Source organism: Streptomyces sp. NPDC030893, from assembly GCF_055571535.1.
Genome location: NZ_JBVIFC010000017.1, coordinates 1 through 19,209, shown reverse-complemented (window position 1 = coordinate 19,209; position 19,209 = coordinate 1). Strand labels below are relative to the sequence as shown.

General features: G+C 70.8%; 12 protein-coding genes and 3 pseudogenes. 10 read left to right on the top strand and 5 right to left on the bottom strand.

The window, feature by feature from the left end; translation table 11 throughout:
• The first annotated feature begins 1 nt into the window (after position 1).
• A complete protein-coding gene (locus tag ACZ434_RS26910) occupies positions 2–7,996 on the top strand; it encodes a beta-ketoacyl synthase N-terminal-like domain-containing protein (protein ID WP_468460196.1) in 7,995 nt (2,664 codons plus the stop codon).
• 150 nt (positions 7,997–8,146) lie between these two features.
• On the opposite strand, the pseudogene ACZ434_RS26905 reads toward ACZ434_RS26910, so the two are convergent.
• Positions 8,147–8,569 (bottom strand): annotated as a pseudogene (locus tag ACZ434_RS26905) (DDE-type integrase/transposase/recombinase); the annotation flags it as partial.
• Between the two features lie 165 nt (positions 8,570–8,734).
• On the opposite strand from ACZ434_RS26905, the pseudogene ACZ434_RS26900 reads away from it, so the two are divergent.
• The 5 genes and pseudogenes from ACZ434_RS26900 to ACZ434_RS26880 all read left to right on the top strand — a co-directional run.
• Positions 8,735–8,992 (top strand): annotated as a pseudogene (locus ACZ434_RS26900) (helix-turn-helix domain-containing protein); the annotation flags it as partial.
• A 98-nt stretch (positions 8,993–9,090) separates the two neighbouring features.
• Complete coding sequence (locus tag ACZ434_RS26895) at positions 9,091–9,228, top strand: hypothetical protein (protein ID WP_468460430.1); 138 nt, start codon at positions 9,091–9,093, stop codon at positions 9,226–9,228.
• A 287-nt stretch (positions 9,229–9,515) separates the two neighbouring features.
• Positions 9,516–10,052: a hypothetical protein gene (locus ACZ434_RS26890; RefSeq protein WP_468460194.1), complete on the top strand. Its 537-nt coding sequence runs from the start codon at positions 9,516–9,518 to the stop codon at positions 10,050–10,052.
• A gap of 374 nt (positions 10,053–10,426) precedes the next feature.
• Positions 10,427–11,170 carry an SDR family oxidoreductase gene (locus ACZ434_RS26885; RefSeq protein ID WP_468460192.1) on the top strand — a complete coding sequence of 248 codons (744 nt, stop codon included), beginning with the start codon at positions 10,427–10,429 and terminating at the stop codon, positions 11,168–11,170.
• A 1,210-nt stretch (positions 11,171–12,380) separates the two neighbouring features.
• Positions 12,381–12,977, top strand: a complete 597-nt coding sequence (locus ACZ434_RS26880) for a restriction endonuclease (protein ID WP_468460424.1) — start codon at positions 12,381–12,383, stop codon at positions 12,975–12,977.
• A gap of 107 nt (positions 12,978–13,084) precedes the next feature.
• Here ACZ434_RS26880 and ACZ434_RS26875 read toward each other — a convergent pair whose 3' ends face one another.
• Entirely contained in the window at positions 13,085–13,420 is a 336-nt protein-coding gene (locus ACZ434_RS26875; RefSeq protein ID WP_468460190.1) for an EthD domain-containing protein, read from the bottom strand.
• Positions 13,421–13,487: 67 nt separating this feature from the next.
• Between ACZ434_RS26875 and ACZ434_RS26870 the strand changes: the two genes are divergently transcribed.
• The gene (locus ACZ434_RS26870; RefSeq protein WP_468460188.1) at positions 13,488–13,883 is read left to right on the top strand and encodes a MerR family transcriptional regulator; all 396 of its coding nucleotides are present in this window, start codon (positions 13,488–13,490) and stop codon (positions 13,881–13,883) included.
• Between the two features lie 20 nt (positions 13,884–13,903).
• Here the strand turns inward: ACZ434_RS26870 and ACZ434_RS26865 are convergent.
• Positions 13,904–14,209: pseudogene (locus ACZ434_RS26865) on the bottom strand (class I SAM-dependent methyltransferase); the annotation flags it as partial.
• A gap of 240 nt (positions 14,210–14,449) precedes the next feature.
• On the opposite strand from ACZ434_RS26865, the gene ACZ434_RS26860 reads away from it, so the two are divergent.
• Positions 14,450–14,932 carry a GNAT family N-acetyltransferase gene (locus ACZ434_RS26860; protein WP_468460186.1) on the top strand — a complete coding sequence of 161 codons (483 nt, stop codon included), beginning with the start codon at positions 14,450–14,452 and terminating at the stop codon, positions 14,930–14,932.
• Between the two features lie 282 nt (positions 14,933–15,214).
• On the opposite strand, the gene ACZ434_RS26855 is transcribed toward ACZ434_RS26860, so the two are convergent.
• The gene (locus ACZ434_RS26855) at positions 15,215–16,321 is read right to left on the bottom strand and encodes a ParB/RepB/Spo0J family partition protein (RefSeq protein ID WP_468460184.1); all 1,107 of its coding nucleotides are present in this window, start codon (positions 16,319–16,321) and stop codon (positions 15,215–15,217) included.
• Positions 16,318–17,481 carry a ParA family protein gene (locus ACZ434_RS26850; RefSeq protein WP_468460182.1) on the bottom strand — a complete coding sequence of 388 codons (1,164 nt, stop codon included), beginning with the start codon at positions 17,479–17,481 and terminating at the stop codon, positions 16,318–16,320. Before ACZ434_RS26850 ends, ACZ434_RS26855 begins: the two co-directional genes overlap by 4 nt.
• A gap of 378 nt (positions 17,482–17,859) precedes the next feature.
• Here ACZ434_RS26850 and ACZ434_RS26845 point away from each other — a divergent pair, with 378 nt between their 5' ends.
• On the top strand, positions 17,860–18,690 hold the full coding sequence (locus ACZ434_RS26845) for a nucleotidyltransferase domain-containing protein (RefSeq protein WP_468460180.1): 831 nt from the start codon (positions 17,860–17,862) through the stop codon (positions 18,688–18,690).
• A gap of 100 nt (positions 18,691–18,790) precedes the next feature.
• On the top strand, positions 18,791–19,189 hold the full coding sequence (locus tag ACZ434_RS26840; protein ID WP_468460178.1) for a hypothetical protein: 399 nt from the start codon (positions 18,791–18,793) through the stop codon (positions 19,187–19,189).
• Positions 19,190–19,209 lie beyond the last annotated feature (20 nt).

Below are 19,209 nucleotides of genomic sequence, written 5' to 3'. Positions count from 1 at the left end.
GATGCGTTCTCCGGAAGCGACTCCTCGGCAGGCGTCGTTCTTCGAACCGGTCGCGATCGTCGGGCGCGGCTGTGTACTGCCTGGTGCGCTCGACCCGGACACCTTCTGGGCCCAGATCGCCGCAGGCCGTTCCGCCCTGTCACCGGTGCCCGACGGACGCTGGCGGGTGCCGCTGGCACGGGTGTCGGGTGCACCTGGTGACACCGATCGGATCTGGACCGACATCGGAGGCTACGTCCACGGCTTCGACGAGGCGTTCGACCCGACCGGGTTCGAGCTGCCCCCGGCCGAGATCGCCCCACTGGACCGGGTGTTCCGCTGGGTCCTGCACGCCGGCCGGCAGGCGTTGGACGAGGCGGGCCGGCCCGGTCTCGGCCGCGCGGGGCTGGTCCTGGGCAACCTGGCGTACCCGACCACGGCCATGGCCCGTTACGCCGAGCACGTATGGCTGTCCGGTCCGGGGCGGCCGGGGCCGGGCGACGACGTTCGCCCCGATCCCCTGAACCGGTTCGGGGCCGGTCTCCCCGCCCACCTGGCCGTTCGCGCGCTCGGCCTCGGCGCCGGCGGTCATGCCCTGGACGCCGCGTGCGCCTCCTCCCTGTACGCGGTGAAAGCCGGCTGCGACCGGCTGCGGGACGGGGACGCCGACCTCGTGCTGGCCGGGGCGGTGGCCGCCGCCGACAGCCTCTACATCCATCAGGGGTTCTGCGCGCTGACCGCGATGAGCCGGTCGGGCCGTAGCCGCCCCTTCCACCGGGAGGCGGACGGACTGGTGCCCGCCGAGGGTGCGGTGCTGTTCGCACTGGCCCGGCTCGATGACGCACTCGCCCAGGGCATGCCGGTCCTGGGCGTGATCCGGGGCATCGGGCTGAGCAACGACGGCGTGGGCGGTGGCCTGCTGGCCCCGGACCGGGCCGGTCAGGAGCGCGCCGTGCGCGCCGCCTACGCCTCGGCCGGGATCGCACCGGAGACCGTTTCGCTGGTCGAGTGCCACGCGCCGGGAACCCCGAGCGGGGATGTGACCGAGGCACTGGTGATGCGTGAGGTGTTCGCTGATGCGGTGGACCTGCCGATCGGTTCGGTCAAGTCCAACCTGGGGCACCCGCTCGCGGCGGCCGGCGGTGCCGGTCTGCTGAAGGTTCTCGGTGCGTTGCGTGCCCGGGTGCGGCCGCCGTCCCTGCACGCGGACGCGCCGTTGGACGTACTCGCCGGAACGCCGCTGCGACTGCTGCGGGAGGCCGAGGAGTGGCGCGGGCGGCGCAGGGCAGCGGTCAGCGCGTTCGGATTCGGCGGCGCCAACGCGCATGTGGTCGTCGATGCCTGGGAGCCCGGTCGGGCCGCATCCACCGCTGCCCTCTCCCCCCGCCCTGTTTCCAGCCGGCCACGGGTGGACCAGCGGGTGGCGATCGTGGCGATCGGTGCACGGGCCGGGTCGGGGGCCGGCTACCGGGACCTGTGTCACGCGGTCCTGGACGGCGCGCCCAGCCTCGGCCCCCGGCGCTCCATCGAGGTCGCGCTGGCCGGGCTGCGGTTCCCTCCGGCCGATCTGGCCGAGGCGTTGCCGCAGCAGGTCCTTGCCTTGGAAGCGGCCCGGGAAGCCGCCTCCGCGACCCGGCTGCCGCCCGACCGGACGATGGTCCTGATCGGCATGGGCACGGACCCCGAGGCGGCGCGTCCCGGTGCCCGCTGGCGTGCGCCGGACTGGGACACCGCCTCCGGCCTGCCCGCTCCGGTGCCGGACTGGCCGGACGCCTTCCGCGCTCCGCTGGTCCCGGAAACCGTGCCGGGCACCATGCCCAACCTGGTGGCCCACCGGATCAACGCCCAACTGGACCTGCGCGGCCCCAGCCATGTGGTCTGCGCGGAGCAGGCGTCCGGCCTGGTCGCCCTGGATCTGGGGGCGCGGGCGCTGCGGGCGGGGGAGGCGGACGCGGTGCTCGCCGGCGCGGTCGACCTGTCCCATGAGCCCGTGCACCTGGCGGCGCTGGGCGCGCTGGGAGATCACCGGCCCGGTGGTGACGTGGCCGTCGTCCTGGTGTTGAAACGCCTCACCGACGCCGAGCAGGACGGCGACCAGGTCATCGCGTTGCTCGACCACGCGACGGACCGGACGGCCCCCGTCGGCCTGCTGGTCGGCGACGCGGACGCCGGAGGAACGGACGGGACCCACCGGCTCCGGGACCACGAGGTCCCGCCCGACCGTGAGGGCGACAAGATCGACAGGGGCCGGGCGGGGAACCAGGAGGACGGGAACCAGGAGGACGGGGACGACCGGAACGTGATCGGAGGGGACGGCGAGCCGGCCGGCCGGCCGCCCACGCCCCGCGTCACCGCCCGGTACGACCACAGCGAACTGTTCGGAACGGCCCATGCCGCGCACGGCGCGCTCGCCGTGGCGGTGGCCGCGATCGCGGTCCACCACCAGGCGGTGCCACGGTCGGGTGCGGCCGCGCTGCCCGCCGACGCGCCCCTGACCGCCTGCGCCCGGGTGACGCCCCTGGGCGCCTCCCCGATGTCGGTCCGTCTGCGCCCGGCCGGCCCGCCGCTGCCCTGGTCCTCGATCGCGCCCCGCTCCCACGTGTTCTCCGGCGCCGATCGGGCCGAGGTGCTGGCCGCACTGGCCGACGGACGGGAGTCCGACACCGGTCCCGCCCGCCTCGCGGTGGTGGTCGACCAGGTCTCCGAGACGCTGCGCGAACGGCTGGCGGTCGCACGCCACTGGTTGACGTCCGGCGGGCCCCGCCCGGACCGGATCGCCTACCGGGACACCCCCACGAGCGGGGAGGTGGCCTTCGTCTTCCCCAGCGGCCAGGCGAGCTATCCCGGGTGCGGGGCGGACCTACGACTCGCCCTGCGCGCCCCCGGAACCGAGGAAGCCGCCCGGCCCGGCCCGGTGCCGGAGCCCCGGCACTCCACCGGCACCGACCCGGTGCCGGTCGTGACGCGGATCCGGGACACCACCGAACTCGCCGCCCTGCACGGCGAGATCACCCAGAGCCTGCTGGGGCTGCGGCCGGACGCGGCGATCGGCTTCTCCTCCGGGGAGTCCACCGCACTGATCGTGCTCGGGGCGTGGCCCGACGCGGCCGGCCTGTACCAGGCGGTCTCCGACAGCGACGTCTTCCGGTTCGACCTGTCCGGGGAGTTCCGCGCGGCGCACCGGTTCTGGCGCGGACACGGCCAGGAACGGGGGCGTTGGGCCGAGTACCTGGTGCACGCGACCCCAGCCGACGTGCGCGCCGCCCTGGCAGGTGAACCACTGGCACACCTGCTCGCCGTCGACTCGCCCGACACGTGCGTGATCGGCGGACTGGACGCTGCCTGCCGGCGCGTGCTGGACCGGATCGGCCCCGGGCTCCCGATGGCCGACGGGTACCAGATGGTGGCGCACGCCCCCGCGGCGAACCAGGTCGCGGCCGCATTTCGCGCGTTGCACCGCCGGCCGACCAGTCCCACGCCGGGCATCCGCTATTACAGCGCGGCCACCGGCGAGCCGTACCCGGTCGATCCGGACCACGTCGCGGACGCGCTGCTCACCCAGATGACCAGCACGCTCGACTACCCGAAGGTGGTCGAGCGGGCCTGGACGGACGGGGTGCGCGTGCTGATCGAACACGGCCCGCAGAGCGGGCGTACCCGGTCGATCCGCCGGATCCTGGCGGACCGGGACCACCTGGCGGTGGCGCTCGATGTGCCGGGACGGGGACTGCGGCAGCTGTGCGACGCGGTCGCCGAACTCGTCGCCGCCGGGGTCTGCCCCGATCCCGCGCCGCTGTTCGACCGGCTCACAGCTGCCGCCGGGCTGCCGGCTGATCCGGGGAGGACGATCACCCTGCCGGCGCACCCGCCCGCGATCCGGCTGCCCGGAACAGATCATCCGGAGCAGCGGATGGAACCTGCGCCGGTGTCGCCTCCGGCGCCGGTACCGACGCAACCGGTCGGCGTGCCGGCCGGTCCCGGTACGGCGGTCCCCTCCGATGCCCAGGGCTCGGCCTCGCCGCGTGCCAGGGCTGTACCCGTCGCACGAGCCGCGTCGATCGGCCCGGTGACCGCTGCGGACCACCCGGTGCCGCCCCTGGCCCCTGCGAACCACCGGGCGCCGGCCGTGGCCGCTGCCGACGATCCGGTGCCGGCACTCGCCGCCGCCCACCACGCCCGTCTCGCCGTCGCCCAGCGGGAGTTCCTGGAACGGCAGGGCCAGGCTCACGCGGCGTTCCTCCGCACCCGGCAGCTGGTGATCGGCGCGGTCACCGCCGTGACGGCCGGCGGTGACCGCGCCCTGTCCCCCGCTCCGGATCCCGCGCACCTGCCGCAGGCCATCGAGCCCGCGCCGGTGGCGATCCCGTCACCGGGCTCCCCGCCCCTGCCGTGGCGACCGGCAGTACCGGAGCGGCCCACGCGGGGACTGTCGCTGCCCCTGGACCGTGCCCTGCTGGAGTACCTGGCGCACGGGCGGATCTCCGACGTCTTCGGTCCCGCCTTCCGCGCGCAGGACCACAAGCGACGGCAGACCCGGTTGCCGCGCCCCCCGATGCTCCTGGTGGACCGGGTCACCCGGCTCGACGCGGAACCCGGCTCGATGTCCACCGGCACGGTTCACACAGAGACCTACGTCGCCCCGGACGCCTGGTACCTGGATCCGGCCGGCCGGATGCCCGCGGGCCTGTTCATCGAGGCCGGCCAGGCCGACCTGCTGCTGATCAGCCGGCTCGGGGTGGACCTGCTCGACCACGGCGACCGGGTCTACCGGCTGCTGGGCTGCGAGGTGACGTACCACGGACCGCGCCCGGCCGTCGGGGAGACGCTGCGGTACGAGATCCACGTCGAGGGCCATGCCGAGCACGACGGCGTGCGGCTGTTCTTCTTCCGCAGCGACTGCTATGTCGGTGAGGAGCTGCGGCTGTCGGTACGCCAGGGCCAGGCCGGCTACTTCACCGACGCGGAACTCGCCGCTTCGCAGGGGGTGCGCTGGAGCCCGGAACCATCACCGGCAGGGGCGGTCGACCCGCCCGCTGTTCCTCCGGCCGCCACCGCTTTCGGTCCCGACGCCGTACGCGCCTTCGCCGAGGGCCGACCGGCGGACTGTTTCGGCCCCGGCTGGGACGGGTCGCGCACCCATGTGCGTACCCCGACTCCTGGGGAGGGCCGGCTGTGGCTGCTGGACGAGGTGAGCGAACTCGACCCCGCCGGGGGCCCCTGGGGTCGTGGCTACCTGCGTGCGGAGAGCGAGGTCCGGCCTGACGACTGGTTCTTCGACGGCCACTTCCACAACGATCCGTGCATGCCCGGCACGCTCATGTTCGAGGGCTGCGTGCAGGCGATGGCGTTCTATCTGGCCGCGCTGGGCTTCACACTCGACCGGGACGGCTGGCGGTTCGAGCCGGTGCCCGACGAGTCCTACCGGATGCGCTGCCGGGGACAGGTCACCCCCCGGAGCCGTCGGGTCCGCTACGAGGTGTTCGTCAGCGGACTGTCCTCCCACCCCCGGCCCACGCTCCGTGCCGACCTGCTCTGCACGGTGGACGGCCTGCCCGCTTTCCACGCCTCCGGGGTGGGGCTGGCACTGGTCCCGGACTGGCCCCTGGAGTACTGGCGGTGGCTGGGGCCGCCCGCCGTTCAGACCAGTGGGGCACCGGTTCCGCTGCCGGTGCTCGGTGGCCTGCGCGGTCTGGACCCCGACCCGGCGGCGGCCACCCTCGCCGGACGGAGCGCGGACTTCCCGCTGATGCTGGCCGCGGCCTGGGGCCGGCCCAGCGCGTTCGGCACCCGTGGAACCCAGTTCGACGACGGCAAGCGCTGCGCCCGACTGCCGGGCCCGCCCTACCTGTTCGTCACCCGCATCGTCGACGCCGGCCTCGAACCGGACCGGCCGCGCCCGGGTTCCCGGCTGGTCGCCGAGTACGACGTACCGGAACAGGCCTGGTACTTCGAGGAGAACGGCACCCGGGTGATGCCGTTCGCGGTGCTCAACGAGGTGGTCCTGCAACCGTGCGGGATGGCCGCGAGCCTGCTCGTGCCGCACCCACCGGACGCCCCCGAGCTGCTCTTCCGCAACCTGCAGGGGAACGGCACCGTCCTGCGGGACATCCCGGCCGGGACCCGCACCCTGCGCACCAGGGTCGAGCTGGGGGACCTCTCGCAGTTCGACGGCGTCACCCTCGTCCCGTTCGAGGTCACCTGCGAGGCGGTCGACGAGACCGGCGCCCTGCTGCCGGTCATGGAACTGTCCACGCAGTTCGGGTACTTCCCGGTGACCTCGTTCGCCCGGCAGCCCGGATTGCCCCCCACCGCCACCGAACGCGCCCGGCTGGCCGAACCCTGCGACCGGGTGGTGGAGCTGCGGCATCGTCAAGAACGCTACGGCTCCGGCTCCCTGCGGCTGCCCGGACCGATGCTGCTGATGCTGGACCGGGTCACCGGGTACTGGCCCGATGCCGGACGGGCGGGACTTGGCCGGGTGCGCGCCGAGCGCAAGGTCGACGCCGGGGACTGGTACTTCCGCGCCCACTTCTTCACCGACCCGGTGCAACCCGGATCCCTCGGCCTCGAAGGTGTGGTCCAGCTGCTCCAGTGGTACCTCCTCGAACGCGACGCCGGCACCGGGCTGACCGCCCCACGCTTCGAGTCCGTGGCCGTCGGTCACGAGGTGCGCTGGCTCTACCGGGGCCAGGTGGTGCCGAGCGACGGCGTGGTCACGTTCGAGGCCGAGATCACCGAGTACGGGAGCGACGCGCGCGGCCGATACGTACGTGCCGAGGCCTGGCTGTGGGTCGACGGACGTCGCATCTACCACCTGCCCCGCATCGGGGTCCGGGTGGTCGACGGCCATCCGGCCGTGCGGGAGCTGGAGCTGGACCCGGCAGTGGACACCTGGCTGGGCGACCACCGGCCCAACTTCGTGGTTCCCGCGGTGCCCCTGATGACCACGGTGGATCAACTCGCCACCGCCGCGGCCAGGCTGACCGGTCAACCGGTCGTCGGCCTGCGCGAGGTCCAGCTGCACCGCTGGCTTCCCCTGCCCGGCCCCGCGCGGATCCGTACCGACGCCGAACCGGCGGCCGGGGAAGGGACCGCGGTTCGTCTCTCCGTCTGGCGGGAGGCCGGTGAACTGTCCCGGTACGAGGTGGTCGGCGAGGCCACCGTACTGACCGGAACCGTGCCGGGGCCTCCCCCGGCCCCGCTTCCTCCGCTCACCGACGGCCGGCCGCAGCCGGACCCGTACGAGGCCGCGGAGCTGTTCCACGGCCCGGCGCTGCAGTACCTGACCTCACTGACCGTGGGCTCCACCGGCTCCAGCGCGGTGCTCGACGCCGGACGGGGCACCACGCCGTACGGCCAGCTGGGGCAGGGGCTGCTCGACGGTTTCCTGCACGCCATCCCGTCCCAGTCGCTCTGGCGGTGGATTCCCGGCCTGTCCCAGGACCTGGTCGGCTACCCCCACCGGTTGCCCTGGCTGGACCTGTACGAGCCGCTGCCGACCAGCGGTGAGCTGCGGGTCGAGGCCCGGTTCGCCGGCTTCGACCAGGGACACCGCCTGCTGCCGATGATCGACGTCCAGGCCCAGATCGGCACCCGGGTCGTGGCGCACCTGAGGCTGGTGGAGATCCTGGTGCGCCTGCCGGGGATCGAACGAGTGCCGCTGCGGGACCGCAGGGCCTTCGCGACGGGCCTCCGGTATGTCCCCACCGCCCGTCTGTCCATCACCCGGGACGGGATCACCACACTCTCCGTCGACACGGTCCGCCGGTTCGACACCCTGCCGGGCACCACCTCACGGATCTACCGGCTTCCGGCCGGTCTTCCGCTACCCGAACGCAGCACGCGCATCGCCGTCAAGGAGCACGTGTCCGGCCTGGCCAGGGCCCATCCCGGACAGATCGAGGTGGCAGCCGACCTGCGCTCGGCCTGGGTGACCGGTGCCCCCGGCACGGTCTGGCCGGTGCGGGTAGAACACGAAGCGGACGTGGTGGTGGTGCGTTGCCCCCTCCCCGACTGAGATGCCCGGCCCGGGATCCGGTACGGTGCCGGCTCCCGCCAAGTGGACCGGCCGCAGGTACCTCTGAGAGGCGCTGTCACATCATTGGGCGACGGTGGGTCTCTGGCAGCGCGTCGGGGCGTGGGGAGAGGCCGGGTTCCGGGCCGGTGCTCAGACCTGGGCGGGCCGGCCGGCGGCGCGGGAGGTCCCGTCCCGGCTGGCGAAGCGGACGGTCGTCTCGGCTCGGTAGCCGGGGGCGGTCATCAGGTGGCGGCGGGGCCGGAAGCGGGGTGAGGTGCCACTGAACGCGGCCAGGAACCGCTGAGTTCCGCCGACGCCGCGGAAGCCTTGCATGGCGCGTTCGCGCCGCCGGGCGGGCTGGTGGCTGTTCTCGGCCCGGTTGTTCAGGCCCTTGTGCGAGCGGTGCTCGACCGAGGACTTGACCTGGCGGTGGGCCGCTCGGTAGGAGCGCAGCTTGTCGGTGACGATCACCCGGGACTCCGTGCGGGCCGTCTTCGGCAGGCGGCGGAGGAAGCGCCGGGCCGCGGCCTCGTCCTGCCGGTTCTGCACGAGGATGTCAAGAACGGCGCCGTCGGCGACGCAGAGCAGTCGCCTCGCGCTCGCGGTCGGTTCGGCGCGGTCGTCCCCGACGGGGGGGTTACGGAGACGACCACCGGGCCGTACGTAACCCGCCCTGATGCGGAGCCGGTTCGGCTCCCACCCAGTCAACGATCACTGTCCGCTGCGGGACCATCACCCATGCGGCATATGCATACGGGTACGCGCTCAGCAGGTATGGGCAGGCGCCGAAAGCCGCAGGGCCTCGTAGCGTGGGGGCGTGGGGGACATCGTGGACTTCAGGCAGGGCCGATCCGGGACGCCTCACGAGCTGGGGACTACGGACGCGTGATCGAACTGGCCCGCAAGGGACTGCAGATGACGCAGGCGGCGCTGGGGCAGGCCCTGGGCATGCCCCAGTCGGCCATCTCCCGTCTGGAGAAACGCGGCCAAGCCTCCTACAGCACCGACGTCCTGGCTGCGGCGGCTGCCCATCTTCGAATCCCGCCGGCGCTGGTGGGTCTGGCAGACGGACGCACGGCGCAGGCTCAGGCGCGATGGCAGCCCCCATCCTGGCCACCGTGCCGGCCCCGCATCACACGACCGGCGGACAGGCCGCCGCCCTCCGGCTGACCACGAGCGCCTACCGCAGACTCGATGGCACCACCCCCTCCCGGGCCTCGCCGACGCGGTAGAAGGCCACATCCGGCTCATCCAGACCATCACCCGCACCGCGACCGGGGATGCGGACCGGGCACGGCTGGCCGCCGTGGGCGGCGAAGCCGCCTCCTTCGCAGGCTGGCTCGCGTGTGGCTTTGTCCATGAGAACGGTCAGCAGATATTCACCCTTCGGGAGGCGGCAGAGCCCGTCGGGGAATTCGAACGGCGCGAGAGTCTCAAGGCCGGAGCGTCAGCTCCGCAGAGAGCTTTGCGAGCGCTGCCCCCGCGGAAGGCTGTCAGTGCTCATTCATAGGATCACGGCATGTCTGATGCCTTCACCGTCTTGTGGACCCATGACACGTGCCGCGCGTTGCGCAAGGCGGGTCGCGTGGGCGAGCGACCGCCGGTCGCCTTCAGCGGCGCTCACTCCTCCCTGCCCGCGTGGACGGGTGCTCGTGCTGGGGACGAGGTGTACGCGCTGCACGTCAACCAGCGCGAGGTGTTCGTGGTGAGCCGGATGCGAGTGATCGACATGGAACGACGCGACTGCTGCGGCATCGCCCCCGCAGCATGGGAGGACCCTGCGTATCCCGGACACGGTGACTGGTCGATGCTCGGCGCCGGCGGCTGCGGCGCCCAGGCGGTGCACGTGGACGCGACGCCCGTACGTTTCGATGTGGCCGTCCCCGGTGACCTGCTTGCGAGGCTTACTTGGCGCAACCGCCGAGGTCAGACCCGCGGTCTGAAGTACGTGGTAGATGGCCGTCTCGAGAACTCGGTCAGCCTTCAGGGGTTCTATCGCCTGACCCCTGAGGCCGCTGACGCGTTGGCGGAAGTCGCCGGCAGTCCTGCCCTTTGATGATGCTGACGGACGAACGAGGCACACCTCTCGGCACGCGTCGCCCTTGTGCTGAGGCAGTTGCGGGAAATCGAACAAGGCCGACCGTCGGTGCCTCCCGAAGCGGTCAACACCTGCTGTCCGTTCTCATTGACAAAGCCACGTGGCTTCGTTCGTGATTGTCGACAGCGTTTGTCGGTGAGTTCGAGCAGCATTAGCGATCTTTGGTCTCGATGATGTTCATCAGTTTTGACGACGCTCATGCCGCCGCGTGCTCAGTGGCATGGGATCTGGCGCAGGGGGCTCCTTGAGCGAACGAGAGGACCTTGTTCGGGTGGAGCCGCTGGGTGGGTAGGGGTGCTCGCGACAGACGAGACGTCAAGGCAGGAGAGAACATGGCGGTGCTCACAGGCAAGGCAGCTGTCGTCACCGGAGGCTCACGAGGGATCGGCCGGGCTATCGTGCTGCGACTCGCGCGGGACGGAGCGGCTGTGGTCTTCAACTACGCGCAGAACCGGGATGCTGCGGACGAGGTCGTTCGGCAGGCTGAGAAGGTTGGCGGGAAGGTCATTGCGGTCCAGCTGGATCTGGCCGAACCCAGCGCAGCCGAGGAACTGTTAGCAACGGCCGAACGTCAGCTCGGCGGCCTGGACATCCTGGTCAACAACGCGGCTATGCATACCGAAGTCGTGCCCATCGCGCAGACGACTGAGGCTGATTTCGACAGAGTGATGGCCGTCAACGCAAAGTCAGTTTTCCTCACTGTGCGTTACGCGGCACGGCGCATGCGGGATGGCGGGCGGATCGTGAACATCTCCACCATCAACACCGTATTCCCCGCACCTGGCAACGCCCCCTACGCCGCCAGCAAGGGGGCCCTCGAACAGCTGACCTTGGTGGCCTCACGCGAGCTGGGCGCACGCGGCATCACGGTCAATTCCGTATCACCCGGTGCCACGGACACCGATCTTCTGAACGCGGCCAACGAGCCGGAGAAACTGGCGATGGCCATCGGGATGACCTCGCTCGGACGCATTGGCCAGCCCGAGGACCTGGCGGACGTGGTCGCCTTCCTCACGGGGCCGGACGGACGATGGCTGACGGGCCAGAACATCCGTGCCAACGGAGGCGTCCTCTAGTCAACAGGGACGAGGCGCTGTGGTCACTGGTTGCGGACGGTCGAAGGTGCGGCGATGCGCAGTCCTCTCCGTCGCTCGTGAACAGAGCCACCCACAGGGTGGAGGTAGGCACGGATGCGGATGCTGACCCGTTCGCCCTCGTGGGCGCGGGCCTTGGCGAGCTGGGCGCCGGTCAGTTCGGCACGTGGGTACGCGCGAAGTTCCGGGCGTACGAGTTGCTTGCCGGTGAGGGGGGACGCCCTTGGTCAGGGCTCGTGCGGCCTGCTTCCTCGCCTCGTCGAGGGGCGTGCCGGGGGGTCTGGCCGACCTCGGTGAGCCTTCGCCGGTCCATACGAGGGTGCTGCCGCTGCCACCCTCTGCGGCGCCCATGCGGTGGTCGGCCTGGTCGCCGGGGGCCGGGTGGTCGGGCCCGTCAAGGGTTTCGCCGGTGGGCTGGACGTAGCAGCCGGCATGGCCGGTGAGGCGGTACTCGACCTGGCCGTCGTCCACAATCCCGGTGACCCAGGCCATCGGCTGCCGCCCCTCCCCCATCGGCCTTGGTGGCCGACGGCCGCGTCCGTTTCCGTAGGGGACGTACCTTTGTCCATCCCTATCGCTTCTTACCGGTCGTCAAGGTAGGACTGACAGGTCTCACGGACCCGCGACGCGCCGGAGGAGTGCCGGGCCGTACCCCGGTCGCCACACCCCCGGCGGCCGAGAAGGCATGGGACCGGGAGCGGAGCTGCTGCCGAGCACCGGGGCGAAGGAGCATCCGGAACTGTGTCCGCCACGGCTGATCCGCCGTGCGGTATTCGGCCAGTTCCCATGCCTTTGTGCCATTTATCGGCAACGCGGCCCCCGCTTCAGCCAGTCCCGCTACACAGGGAGGCCGGGGCGGTGTTCGCCGCCCTGGTTGTCATGGTGGCCGGTCGGTCGGCGGGAAAGGTTCGGGACGGTTGTTGACCATCAAGGGGTACGGAAGCCCGCAGCCGCTTCGACGAGAGGCCAGCCGTCGCCATCAGCCTGGCACCGGGCAGATCGGTGGCCCCCACTCCCGCGTGACGGGGAGCCCTGGACATCCCGGGCCGGTTCACGAGCGCCGGTCGGCGCCCTCCGGCGCATCCTGCGGGGCACGGTGATGGCAGCGCGTCGGCGGCGTTGGCGCTTGAAGAAGCGGACGCTCAGGCAGGTACGCCTCTGGGGCACGGTGGTGGCACTAGCCGCCGTGGTGATGGTGATTCGGGCCTGGTCAGTGGTGTGGCCCGTCCTGGTCGCCGTGCTCGCCACGGCCGTGGTGGGCGGCGTCGGCTGGGGGCTGTGGCGGGCGCACCGTCGCGCGGTCGGCCAGGACCGCGCATGGCGGGCCCAGGAAGAGGCCCGGGCGCGCGAGTTGTCCATGGCCGAGGTCGACGCGTTGTCGTGGCAGGAGTTCGAGACGTACATCGCGGAGCTGTGCCGGCGGGACGGGTGTACGAGGGTCGTTGTCAGCGGCAAGAGCGGCGACTTGGGCGCGGATGTGGTCGGCTATCTGGCCGACGGCCGCAAACTGGTGGTCCAGTGCAAGAAGTACGCGCCGCACCGGAGTGTGTCCTCGCAGGACATGCAGAAGTTCGTCGGCACCGCCCGCCTCGAGCACGGCGCGGACGTCGCCCTGTTCGTCACCACCTGCCGCACGTTCACGAAGGCCGCGCTGGGCCTGGCACTGCGCCAGGACATCGTGGCACTCCACCGTGACCTGCTGGGCTCCTGGGTCAAAGGCGCTCGCCTGGAGACGCTGATCCCGCTGAACGGAAGCGGCGGCGGCAGCAGACGGCGAACGTCCGCCTGACTGAGCGGGCTGCTCAGTGACCGCACCGCGAACGATTCTGCCGGCCTGTTCCCGGCCGGCACTCTCGTATAGTCATCGGGCTCGCGGGGAGGGCGAAAAAGGGTAGCTCAGATGACCTTCTTCTCCTCGGTGACCATCACGGCTACCGAGTCCATGTCGATGAAGCGTGCTTCGTCGGGGTTGACCAGCGTCCGGTAGTTCTCGGAGGCGAAGAAGGCGTCGTGGTCCTCCCAGTTCTCGAACCAGATCTCCGTCAGGCCGTCGTAGGCCCGGGGCGGGTAGTTCTCGGCGGGGACCGGGTGGGACACGGTGTACTTGCGCACGTAGCGCTCCGCCTCCGGGATGGAGGTGAACAGCGGCGCGTGCAGGTCCCGGTGGTGCTCGACGAAACGCTCGTACGACATTCCCTCGACACGGTTGATCATGAAGATGAGCTTCAGCATGGCGTTAACCTAAAAGCTCACATCAATGTCAGGGGCAAGTGAGTCAGCGGCATGTGAGGAGTTCGGCATGCGGATCGGCGAACTGTCCGCCCGGACGGGAGCCAGCCGCCGGTCGTTGCGCTACTACGAGGAGCAGGGCCTGCTCGTCAGCTCCCGCTCGCCCAGCGGGCAGCGCCACTACGAGGACGAACACGTTCAGCGGGTGCGCCTCATTCAGGCGTTCCTGGCAGCGGGCGTGCCCAGCGGCACCATCGCCGAGATGGCACCCTGCATGTCCGAGCCGACCGAGGACAGGGCGCGGCAGGCACTGGAAATCCTGGCCCGCGAGCGGGTCCGGCTGTCCGAGGCCATCGACGGCCTCGCCGCCGCCAGGGCCGCGCTGGATCACCTCATCGAGGACAACCATGCGTACCTGACACGGTCGGCGGCCGAGACCACGGTCCGTGAACCGGGGACGCTCTGATCAGCGGGCGGACCGGTGGCAAATCCGGCCTCGTCGAGGAGCCTGGCCCACCCGTGCTCTTGGAGCACCCAGCGACGCATCGTGGCTGCCTCACCGTCCGGGGCCTTGGCTGGAATGTCGGCATGGCCCACGTAAGGCTGCGCGGGCGCTCCATCTTGGTAGTGGGCGAGGGTGGAGACACCAGCCGTCCGCCCGGCCGCAGCGCGGACGCCTCCGCTGGCAGCAGCCGCGGCGGCTTCGGTGACGTCGACCGCGCCGAACCTGCTGTAGAGCACGTCGCACGTGCCGGGCGCCGTCTGCAGGTGCTCCACGACGTCCGCGTGGAGGTGGGGGTGGTCACCCACCTCGTCCTGGCGGGCACAGCCGCTGGGCGGGCCGGTGCGTGGGAACCTCACCCAGGCGTGCTGTGAACTGCGGCGGCCGGACAGGGTTCAGGGCTGATTGTTCAGCGGCTCCGCCATGTCGGCTTCCAGCGGCCCAGCTGGTGCAGATCCTGGAGTTGGTCTGTGGGAGGACCACCGGAAGCGGCGGCAAGTTGTCAGTCGCAGCCGTTAGTGTCGCGGCTCATGAGTGATCAACGGCATGTGGTGGTTGTCCGCAAGGCAGAGCACGCGGATGTCGAAGGTCTTGTGGCGTGCAGTCGTGCCCTGTTCGCCGAGGATGCGGGGACCCGGGATCCGAGCGTCAACGTCGACTGGCCGCGCGAGCACGGTCCGCAGCGTTTCGCCGCGGGCCTTGACGATCCGGATCGGTTGTTGCTCGTTGCCGACCGGGACGGTCAGGTCGTCGGCCATCTCTCCGGTGTGGTGGCGGAGGGGCCCGCGATGAAGCCGGTGAGGGTGGCGTCGCTGGTGAGCATGTATGTACAGCCGGATTGTCGCCGAGAGCAGATAGGCGGGCGCCTGGTCGGTGAGTTCACGGCCTGGGCGAAGGGAAAGGGAGCACAGTTGGCGGAGGTGACGGCCTACTCGAGCAATACCGCGGCCATCCGCTTCTATGAGCGCAATGGCTTCACGTCCAAGTCGGTGACCTTGGACATTGCGCTGTAGATGTCGGTCTCACCTGATCGACGGGCGTACGGGAACCCACACCGCGGCCGTGACCCGAGTCTGAACAGGCGAGCTGCGAGCCGCTTGCAGGTCATGTCCCCGTGGCTGTCGCACATTGCTCGCGATCGCTGGCAGCGCCTCGACGTGAACGGCGCCGCTCCATGGTCGTGCAGACCTGGCCTCGGGCATTTGGAGACACCTGGCAGTCACCCGCTGCCCCGTAACCCAAGCGGTCCCGCTCGCCGCCGCGAGGTGGGCGAGCGGGACTTTGGGCGGCTCTGACTACCGGGATTCCAGCTCGGCGAGCAGAGCCCTGTACTCCTCCGGGTGTTGTTCCCTCAGGATGTCCATCCACATCCGGGCGCCCTGGGCGAACGTCTCGGGCTTCATCTTCTGGTGGAGGTGGTGCACGCAGTAGAAGGCGTCGTCGTAGGGGAGCCGCTTCGGTTGCTTCGGCTGGGTTTCCTCGGCGTTCGCCGGCTCGGGATCTCCCCCGCTGGTGCGCGGTACCGGGATGGAGTCGGGTGCCTGCTCGCGTGCGGCCGACGGCACGGGCGTGGTGGGCGGGGGTGGAGGGGCGACGGGGGCCGGTGCGGGGGTCTCCGGGATTATCACGCCGTGATAATCGGCGGGGCCCGCTGAACGCTCGGCGACCTGCTGCGGCCGGTCCTCCGCCTTCAGGCGTGCCGCTTCCGCCCGTTCGTCGGCTTTCGCCTTCTGCTCCTCGGCGGACAGCTTGCCCAGGTTGCGGACGTGCTCGACCTTCCGCGCCCCGGTCACCAAATCCTTCTGGAGCTCGGGAGCAAGCTTCAGCAGGGAGAGCTTGCTGGAGATGGTGTTCTGCGGGATGCCGAGCCGCTTGGCCGCCTTGGTCTGGGAGCCGTAGTGGTCGACCAGGGTCTTGAGGGCGTGGGCCTCCTCGAGGTCCGTCATGTCGTCGCGGTGGTAGTTGGCGACGAACGCGGCCTCGAGGAGGGTCTCGTCGGTGGCGACCCGTCCGTTGTCGACCCGGACCGGGATGGTGGCCATGCCGACGCGACGGGCGGCCTCGAGGCGGCGGTGGCCGTCGACGACGATGTACTGCGCCCCGTCGTCGAGGTCGTCGGCGCGGTCCGGCCGGTTGCGCAGGTAGGCGTCGACCGTGGCCACGGCGATGGGGATGATGATGCCGACCTCGCGGACGCTCTGTACCGTCTCGTCGAGGTGGCGCAGATGGTTGCGCGGGTTGTCGGGGTTGTCGCTGATGAGGGTGACCGGCAGCTCGGTGATGGCTGCGGTGGTCGACTCCTCACCGGCGATGGTCTGGTCGATGAGGCTGCGCCGGGAGGACCGGGCGCCGCGGGCCGCGCCGAACGCGGGCGCCGATCCCAAAGTGTCCGCCTTGCTCAACGGGTTGCTCCCCTCGCTACTTGCCGCATGGCTTCGGCCTGGTCACTGTGGGGCGCGTAGGTCAGCAGCGGCATGCGCTTGCGGACCGCTTCGCGCTGCTCCTTCAGGTCGCCGATGACGGCGAGGACCTTCGGGTCGCCGAGCGACTTCCAGTTGTCCAGGGAGGAGGTGGCGACGTAACCGCGGCGGGAGTCGTACAGGTTGACGACCAGGCCGAGGTAGTCGATCTCCAGGGAGAGGTCCTCGCAGAGGTCCTCGATCTGCTGGGCGAGCATGCCGTACGCGGTGGCGGAGGAGTCCTCGGCGAGTACGGGGATGACGACCCCGGAGACACCGGCGGCCTCCCCGCGGCGCCGGCGTCCGTAGTAGAGGGCGGCGTCCATCGCGATACCGAGGCTGGGCGGGCAGTCGACGATGATGATGTCGTAGTCGGCTTCCAGCGGGCGCAGGGCCAGCTCGAGGGCCGCTTCCTTCTGGAAGCCGCGCTTCTGCGTCGCCACGACAGCGATCTTCGCGTCGAGGAGGAACCCGTCGAAGCAGGCGGGCAGGACGTGCAGCCGCTTCTGGAACCGCGGATCGTCTATCTCCACGACCAGGTCGCGCAGGTCTCCCCTGCCTTCGCCGCACATGTGGGAGACGAGGCTGTCGTGGTTGGGCTCGATCTGGGGGACTCCGAGCTGCTCGCTGAGGTGCCCCTGCGGGTCGAAGTCGACGACGAGGACGCGTTTGCCCGCCTCGGCGTAGGCCTCGCCGATGCCTGCGGAGATGGCGGTCTTGCCGACCCCGCCCTTCTGGTTGCCGACGATCTTCCGCTCGGGCTCGGTGCCGCGCGCGTCATGCCGGGGGGAGGGGTTGGTGTCGAGCCAGTCACGGATCGACTGGGCGAGGCCCTGGGTGTAGGAGACGCCGCGGTCGGTGCAGGTCTCCTTGAACTGCTCGTACAGGCCGGGCGGAAGCCAGGTGGAGAACGACTTCGCACCGGCGGTGTCCACCTCCGCGCCGGCGTCCGTGCCGGTGCGCCAGTCGTTGATGGCCGCCTCGACGGCGTCCTGGATGTCCAGGCTGAGCTCGGCGGCGCGGACCTTGAGTGCTTGCTGGAGCGCCGAGGGCAGCTTGGACGCTACCTTTTCCCGGTCTCCATCGGGGTAAGGAGAAGCCATGACGTCAGCATACTGACCTGCCGTGGCGGAATGACAAGCGCTTCGCGGGTTCTGACGGGGTTTCACCCGATGAGCTCCCCCGATGCCCCCTGACTCCCCCGCCGGATTATCACGCCGTGATAATTGCCGTCTTGGGTGGCCGGGTTCGGGGAACGGGCCCCAACGGCGCTGCGACATAAGGGTGCGGAGGGCGCTGCCATCCCTGACCTGCTTTCGCCGACTTGGCGGCTGAGCCGTCCCCTATGATCTCGATCATGGGCAACTTCTCCTGAACGGGCGGGCCGCGACCCGCGACGGTCCACAGACACTCGCCCGGCCGGCAGGTGCCGGGCTCCATCAGCGTGCCCGCACGCTCACCTCAGGAGACACGAACGCACAATGTCCGTTCACTCTGCCCGTTCCGCCCTGGACGACCGCATCGCACGCCTGCGACAGCTCGCGCACGCCGACACCCGGCTGGAGGGCGTACTGCTCTACGGCTCCTGGACCGTGGGCGAGGCCGACGAGCATTCCGACATCGAGGCGTACCTCTACATCCAGGACGACCACCTCGCCGACTTCGACGGGCCCGGCTTCCTCTCCCAGCTCGCCCCGCTCCAGCTCTCCTACACCAACATGTACGGCATCCTCGCCGTCGTCTTCGACGACCTGATGCGCGGCGAGTTCCACCTCTCCCCCGCCGGTGCCGGCATCGACGAAGTTCCCGCCTGGCGGGGCATGGTGCACCTGCCCCGCCCCGAGGACGCCGTCCTGCTCGACCGCACCGGCCGGCTCACCCGGGCGGCCCGGCAGCTGGCCACCTTCCAGCCGCCCGAGCCGGTGACCACCGCCCAGCAGCTCACCTACGAGCTGAGTAACTGGACGCTCATGCTCGCCCACGTACTGGCCCGCGGCGAGATCGCCCGCGCCCACGCCCTGCTCCACACCGTCATCGCGCCCCAGCAGCTCCAGCTCTGCCGCTTGTTGCGCAACAGCACGGCCCACTGGCTCACGCCCAGCCGCGCGCTCGAACATGACCTGCCTGACATCGACCGTCGTCGATACGCCACCACCACGGCTGCCGCCCACGACCAGGACGTGCGTACAGCGGCGCGCAACAGCTGGCGCTGGAGCCGCGACCTGGCCGCCGAGGCAGCCGACCGCTGGTCCCTTCACCTGCCGCACGAGCTCCACGAACAGATCAGCAGCCGCCTGAACGGCACTCGCTGACCACGGTCAGGCTGGTGCCATCGGAGTCATCCGGTGGCACCAGCCTGACCGCTCGGCCGCCGCACAACACCAAGGGGCGTTCACCACTTAGAGTCGCCCCGTGGACGGCAGCAGCACTCCCTGGTTCGTGGTCGAGGACCCTCAGGCGGACGGCGAGGAGCCCTGGGACTTCGATGCCGATGAGTTGGCCTTCATCGCGGCCTTGCAGGACCGTGCCTCGTCCTGGCGCGTGCCGTTCGCATACAGCATCGTCGGTCGTCCCGAGGACGACTCCTCCCTGCTGGTCCACGTCTCCCTCTCCGACCGGGACGCACCCCTGGTACTCGGCGAATGGGCGGTGCACTTCCACGGCACGCATGTCCGGGCCGGCAGGGTCCACGACCAGCTCTTCAACCTCGACGAGACGCCCGAGCGCGGGTACTTCGGTCATGTCCCCTGTCGTGGTGTAGGCGATCAGTCGTCTGACGTGGCGGGTAGGACGGTTGGGGCATCGAGGTAGAGGGCGTCCATGCTCTCGTT